Below are 16,294 nucleotides of genomic sequence, written 5' to 3'. Positions count from 1 at the left end.
ACGTGTAGGCCGGGGCGGGGAGGGGTGGGGCATGAGGCAGAGCAGTGTGCGCGGCGACGGGTCGCGAGCACGGGTCCGTCAGCAGGGCAACGCGGTCGGCCCGGGCAGGGTCGGCCCGCCGCGCGAGGCCGGGGGGCCGGAGCGCGGACAGGACAAGGGCCAGGACGAGGGCCAGGACAAGGACCAGGGGCAGGGTGACGGCGGCAGGCCGCGCGGGCACCGGCGCGCCGGTGCGCGCCCGCGGCGCCGCAAACACCGGATACTGCGCTGGTTCTCGATCACCCTCGCCGTACTGATGGTCGGCACCGCGGGAGCGGGCTACCTCTGGTACCAGCATCTCAACAGCAACATCAAGACGGACAAGCTCAACATCGGTGAGCACCAGGCGGCGAAGCCGACGCCGAACGCGGCGGGCCAGACCCCGCTGAACATCCTGCTGATCGGCTCGGACGCGCGGGACTCCAAGGCCAACCAGAAGCTCGGCGGCGCCAAGGACACCTTCGGCGGCGTGCCGCTTGCGGACGTGCAGATGCTGGTCCACCTCTCCGCGGACCGCAGCAACATGTCGGTGGTGAGCATGCCGCGCGACACCCTGCTCAAGCTGCCGAAGTGCACCGACCCGAAGACGGGCAAGGAGTACCCGGCCACGGTGGGGCGGCAGATGACGAACGAGTCGCTCGGCCGCGGCGGCCCCGGCTGCACGGTGGCCACCTGGGAACTGCTGACCGGCATCCACATCGACCACTTCATGATGGTCGACTTCGCGGGCGTGGTCTCCATGGCGGACGCCATCGGCGGCGTACCGGTGTGCGTCGACGCCAACATCTACTCCAAGGACCGCCTCGGCCACGGCTCGGGCCTGAAGCTGGCCAAGGGCACACACCCGGTCAAGGGCAAGCAGGCCCTGCAGTGGCTGCGCACGCGCTACGGCTTCGAGGACGGCAGCGACATCGCGCGCACCAAGGCGCAGCACATGTACATGAACTCGATGGTGCGCCAGATGCGGGAGAACGCGACCATCACCAACCCCGGCAAGCTGCGCAGCCTCGCCGAGGAGGCCACGAAGGCGCTCCGCGTCGACGAGGGCCTCGACACGGTCAAGAAGCTCTACGACCTCAGCAACGAGCTGAAGAAGCCGGCGCCGAAACGCATCACGATGACGACGATGCCGTTCGTGTACGTGGGCGCGCGCGTGGCCCCGAAGCCGGGCGACGCGGACAAGCTGTTCCGGCTCGTGCGCGAGGACGTGGCCCTGGACGGCAAGGACAAGAAGAAGGCGCCGCCCAAGGAGTCGGACGATCCGGCGGCGGCCGACGACGAGATCGCGGTGCAGGTGCAGAACGGCACGCGGACGGCGGAGCTGCCCGCGGCGTCGGGCCGGGCCGGCACGGTGGCGCAGATCCTGACCGCGAAGGGCTTCACGAAGGCGTCCGCCGACCAGTCGCAGTCACTGAGCGAGGAGAAGACGGTCATCCGCTTCCCCAGCGTCGATCTGGAGGGCGATGCCCAGCGGGTCGCCAAGTCCCTTGGTGTTCCGCTGAGTTCGGTGAAGAAGTCGACCGATGTCTCCGGGGTGACGCTCGTCGTTGGCGACGACTGGCGGGAGGGGAACACCTACCCGAAGTCCTCGAAGGACGACGACACCACCCCGGACACAGCGCTGGCGCTGAACGGTTCGGACACGAAGGCCTGTATGAAGGTGAACAAGAACTTCACCTGGTGACGCGTGCTCCGGGGCCGACGGAATCGGCCCCGGAGAGACCGGCCTCTCCCCGGCCTCTCAGAGACCGGGGATGAAGCTCACGCCTCGCTCAGTACGGCCGGGCGCCGCGACGCGATGACCCTCTTCGCGAGGGAGCGCGGGCTGGTCAGGAAGCCCCAGCCCCACGACATGTGCATCGTGGCGAGCGCGACCGGGATCTGCAGGCGCGCCTTCAGCGGCAGCCCCTTGCCGGCCGGCACCGAACCGGCCGCGATGGCCGCCAGGTAGCCGCCGGGGATCACGAAGCCCCACGGCGTCACGAGCGCGCCCACCACGACACCCGCGGCGATCGCGCACACGGCGACCGGCGGCGCGAGGTAGCGCAGGTTGATCGAGCCCGAGTGGTAGCGGGCGACGACGTGGCGCCAGCGACCGTAGTCCTTGTACTGCTTGGCGAGCGCCTTCACGCTGGGCCGCGGCCGATACGAGACCTTCAGCTCGGGCGAGAACCAGATCAGGCCGCCGGCCTCGCGGATGCGGAAGTTCAGCTCCCAGTCCTGGGCGCGGATGAACTCGACGTTGTAGCCGCCCTGCTGCTCAAGGGCCTCGCGCCGGAAGACACCAAGGAACACGGTCTCGGCCTGCTGTGCCTCGCCGCCCGTGTGGAAGGCCGCGTTGCCGACGCCGATCTTCGACGTCATGGCGGCCGCGACCGCGTCCTCCCAGTCGTTCTCGCCCTCGGCGTGCATGATGCCGCCGACGTTCTGGGCGCCGGTCTCCTCCAGGAGGCGGACGGCCGTCGCGATGTAGTTCGGCGAGAGCATGCCGTGTCCGTCGACGCGCACCACGATGGGGTGGCGGGACGCCTCGATCGCGGCGTTCAGCGCCGCGGGCGTACGGCCGGTGGGGTTCGGCACGGTGTGGACCCGGGGGTCCTCGCGCACGAGCTCCGCGGCGATCTCGTCCGTGCGGTCCGAGGACGGGCCGAGCGCGACCACGACCTCCATCTCGCCGCCGTACTCCTGCGCCAGGATCGCCTCGACGGCTCCGCGCAGGTGCCGCTCCTCGTTGAGGACGGGCATGATCACCGATACGGGCGGAAGCTGCTTGTCGGAATTCGCGTTCATCAGGCGTCACGTTACCGCTAATGGGGGACACGGGCGCGCGCCACCGTGGTCACTACCGCGGGCAGGAGATCGTGTCGGCCTACGGTGCTCGCGATCCCACGCCCACCTTCTCGGAGGTGTCCCCCACGTGCCCAGTCCGCCGACCCGCTCCCCCGCACGCCCACCGCGTCCCCCACGGCAGGAGCGCGGCCGTCCCCCCGTGCCCGCCCCCGTACGGAGGAAGAAGCCCCGGTGGGCCATGCGGGTGGCGACGACGGTATCGGTCACGGTCCTCGCGGCCGCCGGGATCGGGCACGCGGTCGTCACCGGGCTCGACACCGAGATCAACCGCATCGACCCCTTCAAGGACATGAAGAACCGGCCCTCCGGCGGTCACGGGATGAACGTGCTGCTCGTGGGCACGGACGGCCGCGACAAGATCACCCCGGCGGAGAAGAAGAAGTACCGGCTGGGCGGCGCGCCCTGTCACTGCACGGACACGATCATGATCGTGCACCTCTCCGCCGACCGGGACCGCGCGAGCATCGTCAGCCTGCCCCGGGACTCGTACGCCGAGATCCCCGCGCACACCGACCAGACGACGGGCAAGCAGCACCAGCAGCACCCGGTGAAGCTCAACGCGGCGTATGCGGAGGGCGGGCCCCATCTGACCGTGCGCACCGTCGAGCACATGACCGGGGTGAAGATCGACCACTATCTCGAGGTCGACTTCACCAGCTTCATGAAGACGGTGGACGTGCTCGGCGGCGTCGAGATCTGCACGGCCAAGCCGCTCAAGGACGCGTACACCGGGCTCGACATGGCCGTCGGCACGCACACGCTCGACGGCGGCCAGGCCCTCCAGTACGTGCGCGCCCGGCACACCGACGGGGCGGGCGACCTGGGCCGGATGCAGCGCCAACAGCGCTTCCTCGCCGCGCTCATCGCGAAGACCACGTCGTCCGGGGTGCTCCTGAACCCGGTCAAGTTCCGTGATGTGGCTCGCACCCTGCTCAGCTCCGTGCGCGCGGACCGGGGGTTGGGCACGGACCAGATGGTCGAGCTCGGGCAGGCGATGCGCGGGTTCTCACCGTCGTCGTCGGAGTTCACGACCGTGCCGGTCGGCAACGTCAGCTTCCCGGTCCAGGGCATCGGCTCGACGGTGAAGTGGGATCCGGTGAAGTCCCGGAAGCTGTTCGAGGCGCTGCGCGAGGACAAGCCGCTCGCCGTGCACCACAAGAACAAGAAGGAGACGGTCGTCGGCGTCGCCCCGCAGCAGATCCGCGTCCAGGTCGAGAACGGCACGATGACACCGGGTCTCGGCAGGAAGGTGGACGCGGGGCTGCGCGCGACGGGGTTCCGCACGAGCGGTACGCCGATGAACGCGGCGCAGCGCACCGCCCAGCACACCGTGGTTCTCTACGACCCGCGCTGGGACCGGTCGGCGAAGGCGCTGGCGACGGCGCTGCCCGGCGCGCAGCTCCAGGCCGTGAACGGACAGGGCGCGGTACTGAAGGTGGTGGCCGGCCCCGACTTCAAGGCGGTCAGCGCGGTGCGGGCCGAGGACGACCGCCAGGGCCAGTTCGGGGCGGTCACCGGGGACCAGGTCGTGTGCGGCTGACGCCCCGCCGCCTCCGCGCGAAAGGGCCTGGTCCTGGGCCTAGTCCTCGATGCCGTCGGCCGCGCGCTGCTCCCGCAGTTCCTTGATCGCGCGGCGGCGCGCGAGCCGGTGCTGGCGGCGGATCTGGGCCTCCTGGTAGCGCCGCTTGTCGCGCTCGCTCTCCGGGAGCACGGGCGGCACCGAGCGGGGCTTGCCGTCGGCGTCGACCGCGGCGAACACGAGGTAGGCGGAACCGACCTGCTGGGCCGGCGTCGACTCGTTCCAGCGTTCGGCGAGGACCCGGACCCCGACCTCCATGGAGGTGCGGCCCGTCCAGTTGACCTGCGCCTTCACATGGACCAGGTCGCCCACACGCACCGGCTCCAGGAAGACCATCTCGTCCATGGAGGCGGTGACGGCGGGTCCGCCCGAGTGCCGTCCGGCCACGGCGCCCGCCGAGTCGTCGACCAGTTTCATGATCACGCCACCATGTACCGTTCCGAGCAGGTTGGTGTCGTTGTGGGTCATGATGTGCGACAACGTCGTACGGGAAGCTGAGGTCGGCTTACCCGGAATTTCGGATTCCGTGCCGCGGGCCTGGTCTGTCATGGCCTCCACCTTATGCCGGGCAGGACACGGGCTGCTTTGTGTCAGCTCTGCAACAGCCCGGGCCCGATTCGCCACCCACCCTTGTGGGGCACACAGCCCAGGACTGCACACTGGGGCCATGAACGATTGGCCAGAGGGTTGGGGCGACAGTCAGGGCGGCGGCGACCGCGGTTACGGTCGCGGCAGTGCCAGCGCGCGCCCCGAGGGCGCCCGCGCGATGCCGCATGTGCAGCGCGGACAGGGCGGCGGCCCCCGCCGCTCCGCGCCGCCCCGGCCCACGGTCCCGGCGCAGCCCTCGTACGGCGAGGGCTACGGGGACCAGTACGACAGCGGCTACAACACCGGCCAGGTCTACGGCGGTGGCGGCGGGCGCGGTGGCGGCGGCTACGTACCGAACGACAACGACCCGGCCGACGGGTACGCGCCCCCGCGGCCGCGGCCGAACTGGCGCCGGCGCATCAAGTGGGCCGTCCTCACCCTCGTCGTCGTGTTCGTCGGTGTGAGCATCGGCACGTACTTCTGGGCCGACTCCAAGCTCCACCGTGACGTCGACCTCTCCAAGGTCATAGAAAGGCCCGAGACGGGCCAGGGCACGAACTACCTCATCGTCGGCACCGACAGCCGGGCCGGAATGTCCGACGCGGAGAAGAAGAAGCTGCACACCGGGTCCGCCGAGGGCAAGCGCACGGACACGATGATGATCCTGCACACCGGCGACAACGGCAGCACGATGATCTCCCTGCCGCGTGACTCGAACGTCACCATCCCGTCCTACAAGGGCTCCGACTCCGGCAAGCTCTACCCGAACCAGGGCCGCCAGGTGAAGCTCAACGCCGCCTACGCGGAGGACGGCCCCGAACTGCTCGTGCGGACCGTCGAGTTCAACACCGGGCTGCACATCGACCACTACGCGGAGATCGGCTTCGGCGGCTTCGCGAAGATCGTGGACGCGGTCGGCGGCGTCGAGATGAACCTGAAGGAGGGCTTCAAGGACAAGTGGTCCGGAGCCGACTTCCAGAAGGGCAAGCAGACGCTGAACGGCCAGCAGGCCCTGGCCTTCGTCCGTACGCGCCACGCGTTCGCGGCGAGCGACCTCCAGCGCACCAAGAACCAGCAGGCGTTCCTGTCGGCGCTGGCCCACCAGGTGGCCACCCCGTCGACGGTCATGAACCCGTTCAAGCTCTACCCGACGATGGGCGCGGGCCTCGACTCGCTCGTCGTCGACAAGGACATGAGCCTGTGGGACCTGGGCTCGATGTTCTTCGCCATGAAGGGCGTCACGGGCGGCGACGGCAAGTCGATGAACATGCCGGTCTCCGGCTCCGTCAACGGCAACCTCGTCTGGGACAAGACCAAGGTCAAGCAGCTGGTGGGCGAGCTCAAGAACGACGAGACCGTGACGGTCTCGGGCAACTGACGCAAGAGACGGGGCAGTCGGCCGGTCGGATCTCCGGCTCAGCCCGGCTGCCCCGGTCCTCCCCGGCCGTTCAGCTGTATCGTGCCGCGCTGCCGGGCGGTGTCGAACATCGAACGGTCGACCGCGGGACGGGGCGCCGGAGCGGCCGCGATCAGCTTGATCGTCTCGCGCCCGGCGAGCGCGGTCTGCCACTGCCCGAGATCGGGCCGGCTTCCGTAGGGACCGGCCGCGCGCGCCCAGAGGCTTCGCACCGCCGCCTCGCGCCGGTCGTCGAGGACGCCGGAGAGGGGCGCCATCGGCTGGCCCGGATGCGCGTACGGGTCCCGCATCAGCACCCGCCCGATCATCAGTGACGCCTTGTACCGGTCGCTGTCGACGGTGGCCGTCCCGGCCGGGGCGAGCGGGTCGTGCCAGTCAGGGGTGTCCGCCTGGTCGAGCACGGCGGGCCGGCCGACGAGCCGGATGCCGTCGCAGTCGAGCAGGAAGACGGCGGGCTCGGGCGTGAGGGTCCACAGCACATTGGCCTGCGACAGGTCACCGACCACGAGCCCCGCCGCGTGCAGCCGACCGAACAGCCCGGCCAGTGCGACGGCGATCCCGAGCCGGTCATCCGGCTCCGGCTGCGGCACGGCCTGCCAGGCCGCCTTGGGTTCCCGCAGCAGATAGGACAGCTCGATGAGCTTCGTATCGCCTTTGGGAGTGCGCCAGTTGGTGGTCGCCGGAGCCCTGCGCATCAGGAACCCTGTGACCGTCCCCGCGTCGAGGACCCGGCACAGCGGCCATGCGGTCTCCGCGTCGAGGCGGTCCCTGTCGGCAGCGGCGAGAGCCTGACGGTACGCCACCAGGGCCGCCAGGGACGATCCGTCGACCTTGTGCGGCTCGCGGTAGTTCTTGTAGAGCAGGTCACCGGGGCCGCCGACCGCGTGCACCTCACCCTGGCCGCCGTCTCCTATCTTGCCGAGCAACTTGAGTCCGCTGTACGGGAGATCGGCACCGTTGTGGAACGTCACTGCGCCTCCCCGTGCTCCCACAGGACGACGGCGGTGCGATCGTCGTCGTAGGACTTGACCCGGTACTGGAACTGCCAGAGGAAGTCGGCCGGCGCCGGGACCTCGTCGCCGTTCCACGCGTCGGCGAGGAAGTCCCGCATACCGGCGTCGCCCGCCAGCGGGGACGACAGGCCGTCCGTGCTGAGGACGAGGACATCGCCGGCGTGCGCGTGGAGCAGGCGCGTCACGACGCCGCGGGCGCGCGGCAGCGCCGCGGTGCGCGTGTCGATGACGTCGCTGTCCTTGTCGCCGTCGGCGTCTCCCACGACGTCCAGGTGCCAGTAGCCGCGGCGCAGCAGGGCCGTGCCGCCGTCCCCGACCGCCAGGAAGCCGCGGGTGCGTATGCGCGGGTCGAGCGGGACCAACAGGATCCGCAGCGTGGTGGCGAAGGCGTCCGGGCGCTCGCTGTGCTGCAACGCGAGGTCGCCCAGCAGGTTGCCGATCTGGCGCACCACGTCGTCGGCCGTGCGCTGGAACCGCTCGGCGTCGCCGGTGCGGATCGACTCGTGCAGGGACGTGGAGTGGTCAAGGTAGCGCGCGGCCAGGCGGCAGGCCTCGTTGGACCCGACGTGTGAGCGCGGGGCCGAGCCCACTCCGTCGGCGACCGCGAGCATCAGCAGCTCACCGCCCTGCTCGTCGCCGCCGACGCGGGTCACGCACAGCGCGTCCTGCCGCGGCTCCCCGGCATAGCGGTGGGAGTCCCCGCGTACGGAGGCGGCGCGGACGCTCAGTCCCGGGTACGCGGCGCCGTCGAGGACGATGTCCGGAAGCACGGCCGCCGCCAAGTCCCCTGCCACGGCGGGCAGTCCCTGCGGGACGGGCGGATAGCTCGGCGCCTTCGGACCGCTGTGGGCGGGCGCGCCGAGAGCGGGGACGGGAGAAGAGGTGAGGGCCGGGCCGCCGGCGCCCTGCACCGGCAGCTCATAGTCGTCCCGCGCCGTCGGGGCGCCGTCCCGCACCGTCGGGGAGCCGTCCCGCACCGTCGGGGAGCCGTCCGACGCCACGAAGCCGTGCGGGTCGGTCGGCGTCCAGTGCAGCCGGGCCGCTTCCTCGCTCTCGTTCATCCGCGTACGCCCTTCGCTCACAGCTTGTCGAGGGAGACGGTGGAGAAGCCCGGGACGGTCTCGTCCACGGCCAGGGTGAATCCGCTCCCGCCGTCGGCCGGGATGCTGCTCGCCGACCGGACGATGGAACGGGTCAGGCTGGACGCGAACTCCCGCAGGGCCTTCGCCGGTGACACGGTCGAGTCCTGCTGCATGAACGCGCGGAAGTTCGCCACCTGCCCGATCGTCGCGGCCTCCGCGTCACCGATCCCGAAAGCGATGATCTTCGGGGCGTACTTCGAGCCGAGCAGGTCCTTGTGGTCCTGCTCCCAGCCGTCGTCGGTCGGAATGCCGTCGGACAGGAAGAACGCGACCGGCCGGTACACCTCGTGCCCCTGCGCCTTCAGCGACGCGACGTCCGCCTCGACACAGCGCAGGAGCTCGCGGAAGGCCGCGCCGTACGACGTCAGTCCGCCCGCGGCGAGCGCCGGGACCTCCTCGATGTCGCTCAGGTCGACCAGGGGCTGCAGCACCTTCGCGTCGTCGGAGAAACCGATCAGGCAGAACCGGGTCTTGTCGGCGACCGTCGGATTGGTACTGATCTCGTGGTGAAGCTCGGGCAATGCGCTGTTGATCGCCTCGATCGGGTCCCCCGTCATCGAACCCGACTCGTCGCACAGCAGGTAGAACGGCAGAATCTGCATGGCCTCGTGCCTCCGGAAAGCCTGTCGTCAGTTCGCGTAGGTGTAGAAGTAGATCTCGATGTCGGCATGGCCCCCGGTGGCCGCGCCCTTCCAGAAGTCGCGGGTGGTCGCGTTCCTGAACATGTCAGGACGGGCCTTCGTCAGCAGCGAGTTGACCTGGTGGGCGTACGCGCCGCCGGCGCCCGGGTCGCTGTTGCGGCCGAAGGTGAGGACGAACGCCGCCTGCCGTCCCCGGTACTTCTCCGTCACCGCGCGCAGCCGCTTCTCGATACGGTCCCGGTCCCCCTGAGCGGCGTCGATGGACACCTTGACGGGCGTACGGGTCACCGCGCGCTGGCCCTTGTGCTCGGGGCTCTTCGACGGTGTGGGCCTCCCGCTCGCGGACGCCGAGGGCTTCGCTCCGGCCTCCGCGGCCTGGGGGTCGCCCTGGTCGCCCATCGCGACGAGCGCGAGGACCAGCAGCATGTCGGCGAAGAGCCAGCCCGCCAGGTGCAGCGGGTTGAACCTGCGCGCCCTCATCCCGCGGAGCCCGGCCGGCCCGGCACCGCGTCCTCGACGGAGTGCCCCCTGGCCTCACCCGCGTCGCCCGGCTTGCCGAGATCCACACCCCGCGCGGGCCACGACGGTACGGGCGGCGCCGGCGGCGCGCCCTCCGGCGGCCGGGGGACGGGCACAGCGACTCCCCCGGAGTTCTGCACCACCGCCACCAGCTGCGCGAACTTCTCGGCGGTCTCGCGCAGGGCGCCGGCCTGCTGGGCCATCGCCCGCACCACGGTCCGGGTCTCCTGCGCGGCGCTCTGCGAGTCCCGCACGGCGTCCTGCGTCTCCTCCGCCACCTTCCGGGACTCCCGTACCGCCTCCTCCGCGGCGGCGAACAGCCGCGCGGACTCCTCCGCGGCTGCGTCGAGGCGCCCCAGAACCTGCGCCGACACATCGGCGGCGACCTCGACGCCGGTCGTGAACGACCGCTGCGAGGCGGCGAGTACGGTCACGGAGTCCTCGACGCGCTCCCCGGCCCTGCCGAGGCTGTCGCGGACCTCGCCGTTCACGGCCCGGACCTCCTCCAGCGCCTCGCGCACCATCGCGCCACTGCCGCTGACGGCCGTCTCGATCCGTCCGGCAGCCTCCTCCAGCGGCCGTACGGAGGTGCCGACCGCGCCCAGCTGGCGCTCCGCCTCCTTGAGCGCCGCGCCGACCGTCTCGGCGGCGGCGGCGAGTTCGGCGTTGGTCTTCGCGGCCCGGTTGCCGAGCCGGGTCAGCGTCTTGGCGGCGCCCGTCAGCTCGGCGGCGAACCTGACCGGGGACGACATCCGGTGTTCGTTGAGGACGAGCTGGGCACGGCTGAGGGCCGGCACCAGACGCGCCATCAGCTGCTCGGCGGCACGGCGCGCGGCTTCCTCTCGACGGTCGACCGCCGCCTTGCGGAAGCTGTGTACGAGCGCCAGCGCGAACAGCACGGCGATCGCGACCGTCGCGCTCATCGCGACCGTGCCGAAGGTGTAGAGCCCGGCGAGGTGTCCCTCGAACCCGGACTGCCACAGCTGGAGGAAGGGCCGCGCCGCGGCCTTCGGGTTGTCGCCCGTCAGGGCCCCGTACGCGCTGGACGCCTGGGTCAGACCGTGCCAGGTGAACAGCAGCGGCAGGAAGACCAGCGCGCCGAGCCCGGCTTCCAGCCAGCCCCACGCCTTGTGTTCGACGGCCGGGTCGACCGCCACGCTCTCGGGCCGCCCGTACGCGGCGAGCAGGTCGAGGTCGGCCCAGGTGCCGAGGCCGTCGGTGTCCGCGGCGCGCAACGCCTGGGCCAGCGCCTGGAGTTCCTCGGCTCTCGGTGCGAGCCCGCCCTCGTCGGCCAGGTCACCGATCCGCTGGCCGACCACGTGCCGGTCCGTCAGGCCCCCCATGACCATCCCCCCACTCCCTCGTAAGCACCGGGAGTGCGCGTCACGAGCCGGCCCGCAGGTACGGCGGCCCCCCGGCCCCACGCGGCCCGCGCCCCTCAGGCCGCGGCCACAGGCGCACAGCGTACGACACACGTCACAGACCGCGTACGGTCCTTGGCGCATTGGGAGTTGGCGAGATCGGCCGGACGCAGAACAGCCCCCGGCACGGCGCCGGGGGCTGTTTCGAAGGTCTGGACTACGGCAGGTTGCGCGCCATGACGATGCGCTGGACCTGGTTCGTGCCCTCATAGATCTGCGTGATCTTCGCGTCGCGCATCATGCGCTCGACCGGGTAGTCGCGGGTGTAGCCGTAGCCGCCGAGGAGCTGGACGGCGTCCGTGGTGACCTCCATCGCGACGTCCGAGGCGAAGCACTTCGCCGCGGCGCCCTGGAAGGTGAGGTCTCCTCCTGCACCTCCGGCGGCGACTCGCTCCGACTTGGCCGCGGCCTGGTACGTCAGGGCGCGGGCGGCCTCGATCTTCATGGCCATGTCGGCAAGCATGAACTGGATGCCCTGGAAGTCGGCGATGGGCTTGCCGAACTGCTTGCGCTCCTTGACGTAGCCCTTGGCGTAGTCGAGGGCGCCCTGGGCGATGCCGAGGGCCTGGGCCGCGATGGTGACGCGGGTGTGGTCCAGGGTCTTCATCGCCGTGGCGAAGCCGGTGCCCTCTTCCCCGATCATGCGGTCCGCGGGGATGCGGACGTTGTCGAGGTAGACCTCGCGCGTCGGGGAGCCCTTGATGCCGAGCTTCCTCTCCGGGGCGCCGAAGGAGACGCCCTCGTCGGACTTCTCGACGACGAAGGCGGAGATGCCCTTCGAGCGCTTGGTCGGGTCGGTGACGGCCATGACCGTGTAGTACTCGGAGACGCCGGCGTTGGTGATCCAGCGCTTCACGCCGTTGAGAACCCAGAAGTCGCCGTCGCGGACCGCGCGCGTCTTCATGCCCGCCGCGTCCGAACCCGCGTCCGGCTCGGAGAGGCAGTACGAGAACATGCCCTCGCCCTTGGCGAGCGGCGTCATGTACTTCTTCTTCAGCTCCTCGGAGCCGGAGAGGATGACGGGCAGCGAGCCCAGCTTGTTCACGGCCGGGATGAGGGAGGAGCTGGCACAGACGCGGGCCACCTCCTCGATCACGATGACGGTCGCGAGGGCGTCCGCCCCGGCGCCGCCGTAGGACTCCGGTACGTGCACCGCCTGGAGGTCATTGGCGACCAGTGCGTCGAGGGCCTCCTGCGGGAAACGCGCCTCCTCGTCCACCGCCGCGGCGAACGGCGCGATCTTCGCCTCGCACAGAGCCCGCACGGACTCGCGGAGCATGTCGTGCTCTTCGGCCGGACGGTACAGGTCGAATTCGGGCGAACCTGCCAAGGTGACTCACGCTCCAAGGACGCTAATTACCGTTAAGTAACCCAAATTTTATGCCTCTGCCCACCTGAGGGATACGTGAGCTACGCGACAGGGGAAACGTGCCCTGTGAGGGGCCGTGCCACGCCCGACTATGCTCGGGGCCGCACTGCAGCCGTACACCTCTGGAGCTCCCATGGCCTTGAAGATCACCGTGATCGGCACCGGCTACCTCGGCGCCACGCACGCCGCCGCCATGGCCGAACTCGGCTTCGAGGTGCTCGGGCTCGATGTCGTACCCGAGAAGATCGAGATGCTCACGCGGGGCGAGGTCCCCATGTACGAGCCCGGTCTCGAGGACCTGCTGCGCAAGCACGTCGCCGGCATCGAGGGGTCGACCGGGCGGCTGCGCTTCACCATGGACTGGTCCGAGGTCGCCGAGTTCGGTGACGTCCACTTCGTGTGCGTGAACACCCCGCAGAAGCACGGCGAGTACGCCTGCGACATGAGTTACGTCGACGCCGCGGTGGAGTCGCTGGCCAAGCACCTGGGCAAGCCGGCGCTCGTCGTCGGCAAGTCGACCGTGCCCGTCGGCAGCGCGGAGCGGCTCGCGGCCCGCATCCTGGAGCTGGCGCCCGCGGGCGGTGAGGTCGAGCTGGCCTGGAACCCGGAGTTCCTGCGCGAGGGCTTCGCCGTGCAGGACACGCTGCACCCGGACCGGATCGTGGTCGGCGTGCGCAGCGACCGCGCCGAGAAGACCCTGCGCGAGATCTACGCGACGCCGGTCGGGCAGGGCTCGCCGTTCGTGGTGACGGACTTCCCGACGGCCGAGCTGGTCAAGACGGCCGCCAACTCGTTCCTCGCGACGAAGATCTCCTTCATCAACGCGATGGCCGAGGTGTGCGAGGCCGCGGGCGGCGACGTCGCGAAGCTCGCCGAGGCGATCGGCTACGACGAGCGGATCGGGTCCAAGTTCCTGCGGGCCGGGATCGGCTTCGGCGGCGGCTGTCTGCCCAAGGACATTCGCGCGTTCATGGCGCGCGCCGGTGAGCTGGGCGCCGACCAGGCGCTGACGTTCCTGCGCGAGATCGACTCCATCAACATGCGGCGCCGCGGCCAGATGGTCGAGATGACCCGCGAGGCGCTCGGCGGCGGCTCGTTCCTGGGCAAGCGGGTCGCGGTGCTCGGTGCCACGTTCAAGCCGGACTCCGACGACGTACGGGACTCCCCCGCGCTGAACGTCGCCGGGCAGATCCACCTCCAGGGCGGCCAGGTCACGGTCTACGACCCGAAGGGCATGGACAACGCGCGGCGCCTGTTCCCCACGCTCGGCTACGCGGAGTCCGCCGAGGCGGCCGTGCGGGGCGCGGACGTGGTGCTGCACCTGACGGAGTGGCGCGAGTTCCGCGAGCTGGACCCGGCGGCGCTCGGTGAGCTGGCCGGCACGCGGCTGATCCTCGACGGGCGCAACGCGCTGGACCCGGTGCTGTGGCGCAAGGCGGGCTGGACGTACCGGGCGATGGGCCGCCCGGCTGCCTGAGCCGCTATTTCGCGCGGTAGCGGCGCATCTTCGCGCGCGCTCCGCACACCGCCATCGAGCACCAGCGACCGCGGCCCGCCGGGCTGCGGTCGTAGTACACCCAGTGGCAGTCGGGGGCCTCGCAGGCCTTCAGGCGGGGCCAGGTGCCGTCCGCGTGCGCCTGGGCGATCGCCGCCGCGACGCGCGAGACGAGAGCGTGCGGGTCCGCCGGCGCGAGAGAGGCCGAGCCGTCCGTCGCGTCGACGGTGACCAGGAGCGGGGCCTCGGCGAGCAGCCGGTGCAGGGGTGTCCCCGAGCGGTGGGGGGCGTGTCCGCCGTGCGCGAGGCAGGCGACGCGCAGTGATTCGCGCAGTTCGCGCGCCGGTTCCGCCTCCTCCTGAGTGAGGCCGAGGGCCTCGCGCCCCTTTTCCGTGTCGAGTGCGTCGGCGCCCGTCTCGATGTCGAGGGTGTTCACCAGGTCCTGGATCAGGGCCAGTCCCCCGGGTGCGGGCACGCGGTCATTCATGGTTGCGACGTTACCTCTATTGCAGGAGCATGCAGTAACGCGGTTACCTCATGAAGGTCCCTGCAGGTAACCCCCACACCGAGGAGATGTCATGGCTCTCGCCACGCTGGGTGTCGTCGTCCTGGACTGTCCCGAACCGCGCGCGCTCGCCGATTTCTACGCGGAGGTGCTCGGCGGCGAAGTGACGAGCGACGACGGCACATGGGTCGACCTGGAGGTGCCGGGCGGCCGGCCGCTCGCGTTCCAGGCGGCACCCGACTTCGAGCAGCCGGCCTGGCCCGCGCCCGACCGGCCGCAGCAGTTCCACCTGGACCTCACGGTCGAGGACCTCGACACGGCGGAGAAGGGCGTCCTGGCCCTGGGCGCGAGGATCCTCGACGCGGAGGACCGCTCGCGCACCTGGCGGGTCTACGCGGACCCGGCAGGGCACCCGTTCTGCCTGTGCGCCTGCTGAGTCCGCTTCCCTGCCCGCCCGTCAGGTGTCGAGGCGTTCGATCCTCGCCGTCGACGGCTCGCGGCGCGGCGCGGCCGCCCGCGCCGCGAACTCCGTCTCGCGCAGCACGCGCTGGACGTTGCCCCACGTGAGCTGTGCCAGATCGGACTCCGGCCAGCCACGCTCGACCAGTTCCGCGATGAGGTACGGATAGCGCGAGACGTCGGCGAGGCCGTCCGGGTGCACGGCTCCTGTGTCGTACGCGCCGCAGAGGCCGACGGACCCCGGGCCCGCCACCCGTCTCACATGGCCGAGATGGTCGGCCACGTCGCCGAGTTCGGGGCCGGTGCGCTCCGCGGAGCACGGCACGAGGCACACGCCCCCGGCGGCGCCGAGGGCGGCGAGCAGGTCGTCGGGGACGTTGTCGGGGTGGCTGTTGAGGGCGTGGGCCCCTGAGTGGGCGAGGATCACCGGGGCCTTGGTGACGGCGAGGACCCGGCGGGCCGTGGGCACGGAGGCGCCGGTGAGGTCGGCGAGGACGCCGAGCCGGTTTATCTCGCGCACGACCTCCTCGCCGAACCGGGTCAGCCCCGCCTCGGTGGCCCAACAGGTGCCGCTGAGGGTGAGTACGCGCAGGCCGAGCGTGTGCAGGGCGCGCAGCGTGGCGAGGGACTCGCCGATGGCGGCCGCGGGTGCGGGGCCCATGAGGACGGCGATACGGCCGTATGCGCGGGCGTCGCACGCCTCGGAGGCGGAGAGGGCCGGGCGCAGCCCCTCGGGGTACTGGGCCACGACGTGCTGGGCGAAGTCGAGCTGTTCGAGGACAGCGGTGACGGGGTGTTCGGCGTGCGCCGTGCCGGGCAGCAGGCGCAGCGTCCACAGAAGGGCGCCGACGCCTCCGTCACGCAGCCGTGGGAGGTCGGTGTCGACCGAGCTGTCGCCCAGTTCGAGGTCGTACCAGGGCAGTGTGCGCAGCGTTGCGGGCAGACCGCAGTAGCCGTCGGCGACGGGGTGGGTCGTGAGGAAGGCGCGGGCGCGGGTGAGCGCGTCGTCCGCGGAGGGCTCGGGAGTCTCCTCGGTCGGTGAGGAGAGCTCGGCGAGCTCGCCCATCTCGGCGGTGGCGGTCAGTTCGTCCTGCAGGTCTGCCATGGCAAAGCTCCGGGCGTCGACGGTGTCGGCAGTGACGTTCACCGTCACACGCATGGCCCGCACCCACCTGGTGGGCGGCGCGTTCGGGCGACACCGGGCCGCCCAAACCTCCGGAGCGGCATCACCCCGGAGGTTTCTGCAGGTCGCCGAGC

General features: G+C 71.0%; 15 protein-coding genes. 5 read left to right on the top strand and 10 right to left on the bottom strand.

What is annotated here, in order from left to right:
• Positions 1-31 precede the first annotated feature (31 nt).
• Positions 32-1,723, top strand: a complete 1,692-nt coding sequence (locus OG456_RS21710; protein WP_266563477.1) for an LCP family protein — start codon at positions 32-34, stop codon at positions 1,721-1,723.
• Between the two features lie 77 nt (positions 1,724-1,800).
• On the opposite strand, the gene OG456_RS21705 is transcribed toward OG456_RS21710, so the two are convergent.
• Positions 1,801-2,829 (bottom strand): glycosyltransferase family 2 protein, encoded by a 1,029-nt coding sequence (locus tag OG456_RS21705; RefSeq protein WP_266563475.1) that lies wholly within the window; start codon positions 2,827-2,829, stop codon positions 1,801-1,803.
• A gap of 238 nt (positions 2,830-3,067) precedes the next feature.
• Between OG456_RS21705 and OG456_RS21700 the strand changes: the two genes are divergently transcribed.
• On the top strand, positions 3,068-4,429 hold the full coding sequence (locus OG456_RS21700) for an LCP family protein (protein ID WP_323136344.1): 1,362 nt from the start codon (positions 3,068-3,070) through the stop codon (positions 4,427-4,429).
• A gap of 39 nt (positions 4,430-4,468) precedes the next feature.
• Here OG456_RS21700 and OG456_RS21695 read toward each other — a convergent pair whose 3' ends face one another.
• Positions 4,469-5,017, bottom strand: coding sequence for an acyl-CoA thioesterase (locus OG456_RS21695; protein WP_266563471.1), 549 nt, complete (start codon positions 5,015-5,017; stop codon positions 4,469-4,471).
• A gap of 118 nt (positions 5,018-5,135) precedes the next feature.
• Between OG456_RS21695 and OG456_RS21690 the strand changes: the two genes are divergently transcribed.
• Positions 5,136-6,434, top strand: a complete 1,299-nt coding sequence (locus OG456_RS21690) for an LCP family protein (RefSeq protein ID WP_266563469.1) — start codon at positions 5,136-5,138, stop codon at positions 6,432-6,434.
• A 38-nt stretch (positions 6,435-6,472) separates the two neighbouring features.
• On the opposite strand, the gene OG456_RS21685 is transcribed toward OG456_RS21690, so the two are convergent.
• The 6 genes from OG456_RS21685 to OG456_RS21660 form a co-directional block, all read right to left on the bottom strand.
• On the bottom strand, positions 6,473-7,444 hold the full coding sequence (locus OG456_RS21685; RefSeq protein ID WP_266563467.1) for a hypothetical protein: 972 nt from the start codon (positions 7,442-7,444) through the stop codon (positions 6,473-6,475).
• On the bottom strand, positions 7,441-8,547 hold the full coding sequence (locus tag OG456_RS21680; protein WP_266563465.1) for a protein phosphatase 2C domain-containing protein: 1,107 nt from the start codon (positions 8,545-8,547) through the stop codon (positions 7,441-7,443). The genes OG456_RS21685 and OG456_RS21680 overlap by 4 nt, the downstream gene beginning before the upstream one ends.
• 17 nt (positions 8,548-8,564) lie before the next feature.
• Positions 8,565-9,230 carry a VWA domain-containing protein gene (locus OG456_RS21675; protein WP_266563463.1) on the bottom strand — a complete coding sequence of 222 codons (666 nt, stop codon included), beginning with the start codon at positions 9,228-9,230 and terminating at the stop codon, positions 8,565-8,567.
• Between the two features lie 27 nt (positions 9,231-9,257).
• On the bottom strand, positions 9,258-9,749 hold the full coding sequence (locus tag OG456_RS21670; RefSeq protein ID WP_266563461.1) for a hypothetical protein: 492 nt from the start codon (positions 9,747-9,749) through the stop codon (positions 9,258-9,260).
• On the bottom strand, positions 9,746-11,131 hold the full coding sequence (locus OG456_RS21665; RefSeq protein WP_266563460.1) for a hypothetical protein: 1,386 nt from the start codon (positions 11,129-11,131) through the stop codon (positions 9,746-9,748). Before OG456_RS21665 ends, OG456_RS21670 begins: the two co-directional genes overlap by 4 nt.
• A 235-nt stretch (positions 11,132-11,366) precedes the next feature.
• Positions 11,367-12,539 (bottom strand): acyl-CoA dehydrogenase, encoded by a 1,173-nt coding sequence (locus OG456_RS21660; RefSeq protein WP_266563458.1) that lies wholly within the window; start codon positions 12,537-12,539, stop codon positions 11,367-11,369.
• Between the two features lie 172 nt (positions 12,540-12,711).
• On the opposite strand from OG456_RS21660, the gene OG456_RS21655 reads away from it, so the two are divergent.
• Positions 12,712-14,055, top strand: a complete 1,344-nt coding sequence (locus OG456_RS21655; RefSeq protein ID WP_266563456.1) for a UDP-glucose/GDP-mannose dehydrogenase family protein — start codon at positions 12,712-12,714, stop codon at positions 14,053-14,055.
• A 4-nt stretch (positions 14,056-14,059) separates the two neighbouring features.
• Here the strand turns inward: OG456_RS21655 and OG456_RS21650 are convergent, their stop codons facing one another.
• Positions 14,060-14,560 carry a CGNR zinc finger domain-containing protein gene (locus tag OG456_RS21650; RefSeq protein ID WP_266563454.1) on the bottom strand — a complete coding sequence of 167 codons (501 nt, stop codon included), beginning with the start codon at positions 14,558-14,560 and terminating at the stop codon, positions 14,060-14,062.
• A gap of 91 nt (positions 14,561-14,651) precedes the next feature.
• Between OG456_RS21650 and OG456_RS21645 the strand changes: the two genes are divergently transcribed.
• Positions 14,652-15,014: a VOC family protein gene (locus tag OG456_RS21645; protein ID WP_266563452.1), complete on the top strand. Its 363-nt coding sequence runs from the start codon at positions 14,652-14,654 to the stop codon at positions 15,012-15,014.
• 21 nt (positions 15,015-15,035) lie between these two features.
• On the opposite strand, the gene OG456_RS21640 is transcribed toward OG456_RS21645, so the two are convergent.
• Positions 15,036-16,142 carry a dipeptidase gene (locus OG456_RS21640; RefSeq protein WP_266563450.1) on the bottom strand — a complete coding sequence of 369 codons (1,107 nt, stop codon included), beginning with the start codon at positions 16,140-16,142 and terminating at the stop codon, positions 15,036-15,038.
• Positions 16,143-16,294 lie beyond the last annotated feature (152 nt).

Source organism: Streptomyces sp. NBC_01446 (assembly GCF_026340095.1).
GTDB classification, from domain to species: Bacteria; Actinomycetota; Actinomycetes; order Streptomycetales; family Streptomycetaceae; genus Streptomyces; species Streptomyces aureus.
The sequence above is the reverse complement of the archived record's forward strand: the minus strand, read 5'-3'. Positions and strand labels throughout refer to the sequence as shown.

Bases quoted from the DNA above. Each gene is read 5' to 3' on its own strand.
- OG456_RS21710 (WP_266563477.1), top strand. From the start codon at position 32: ATGAGGCAGAGCAGTGTGCGCGGCGACGGGTCGCGAGCACGGGTCCGT.
- OG456_RS21705 (WP_266563475.1), bottom strand. From the start codon at position 2,829: ATGAACGCGAATTCCGACAAGCAGCTTCCGCCCGTATCGGTGATCATG.
- OG456_RS21700 (WP_323136344.1), top strand. From the start codon at position 3,068: ATGCGGGTGGCGACGACGGTATCGGTCACGGTCCTCGCGGCCGCCGGG.
- OG456_RS21695 (WP_266563471.1), bottom strand. From the start codon at position 5,017: ATGACAGACCAGGCCCGCGGCACGGAATCCGAAATTCCGGGTAAGCCG.
- OG456_RS21690 (WP_266563469.1), top strand. From the start codon at position 5,136: ATGAACGATTGGCCAGAGGGTTGGGGCGACAGTCAGGGCGGCGGCGAC.
- OG456_RS21680 (WP_266563465.1), bottom strand. From the start codon at position 8,547: ATGAACGAGAGCGAGGAAGCGGCCCGGCTGCACTGGACGCCGACCGAC.
- OG456_RS21675 (WP_266563463.1), bottom strand. From the start codon at position 9,230: ATGCAGATTCTGCCGTTCTACCTGCTGTGCGACGAGTCGGGTTCGATG.
- OG456_RS21670 (WP_266563461.1), bottom strand. From the start codon at position 9,749: ATGAGGGCGCGCAGGTTCAACCCGCTGCACCTGGCGGGCTGGCTCTTC.
- OG456_RS21665 (WP_266563460.1), bottom strand. From the start codon at position 11,131: ATGGGGGGCCTGACGGACCGGCACGTGGTCGGCCAGCGGATCGGTGAC.
- OG456_RS21655 (WP_266563456.1), top strand. From the start codon at position 12,712: ATGGCCTTGAAGATCACCGTGATCGGCACCGGCTACCTCGGCGCCACG.
- OG456_RS21650 (WP_266563454.1), bottom strand. From the start codon at position 14,560: ATGAATGACCGCGTGCCCGCACCCGGGGGACTGGCCCTGATCCAGGAC.
- OG456_RS21645 (WP_266563452.1), top strand. From the start codon at position 14,652: ATGGCTCTCGCCACGCTGGGTGTCGTCGTCCTGGACTGTCCCGAACCG.
- OG456_RS21640 (WP_266563450.1), bottom strand. From the start codon at position 16,142: ATGGCAGACCTGCAGGACGAACTGACCGCCACCGCCGAGATGGGCGAG.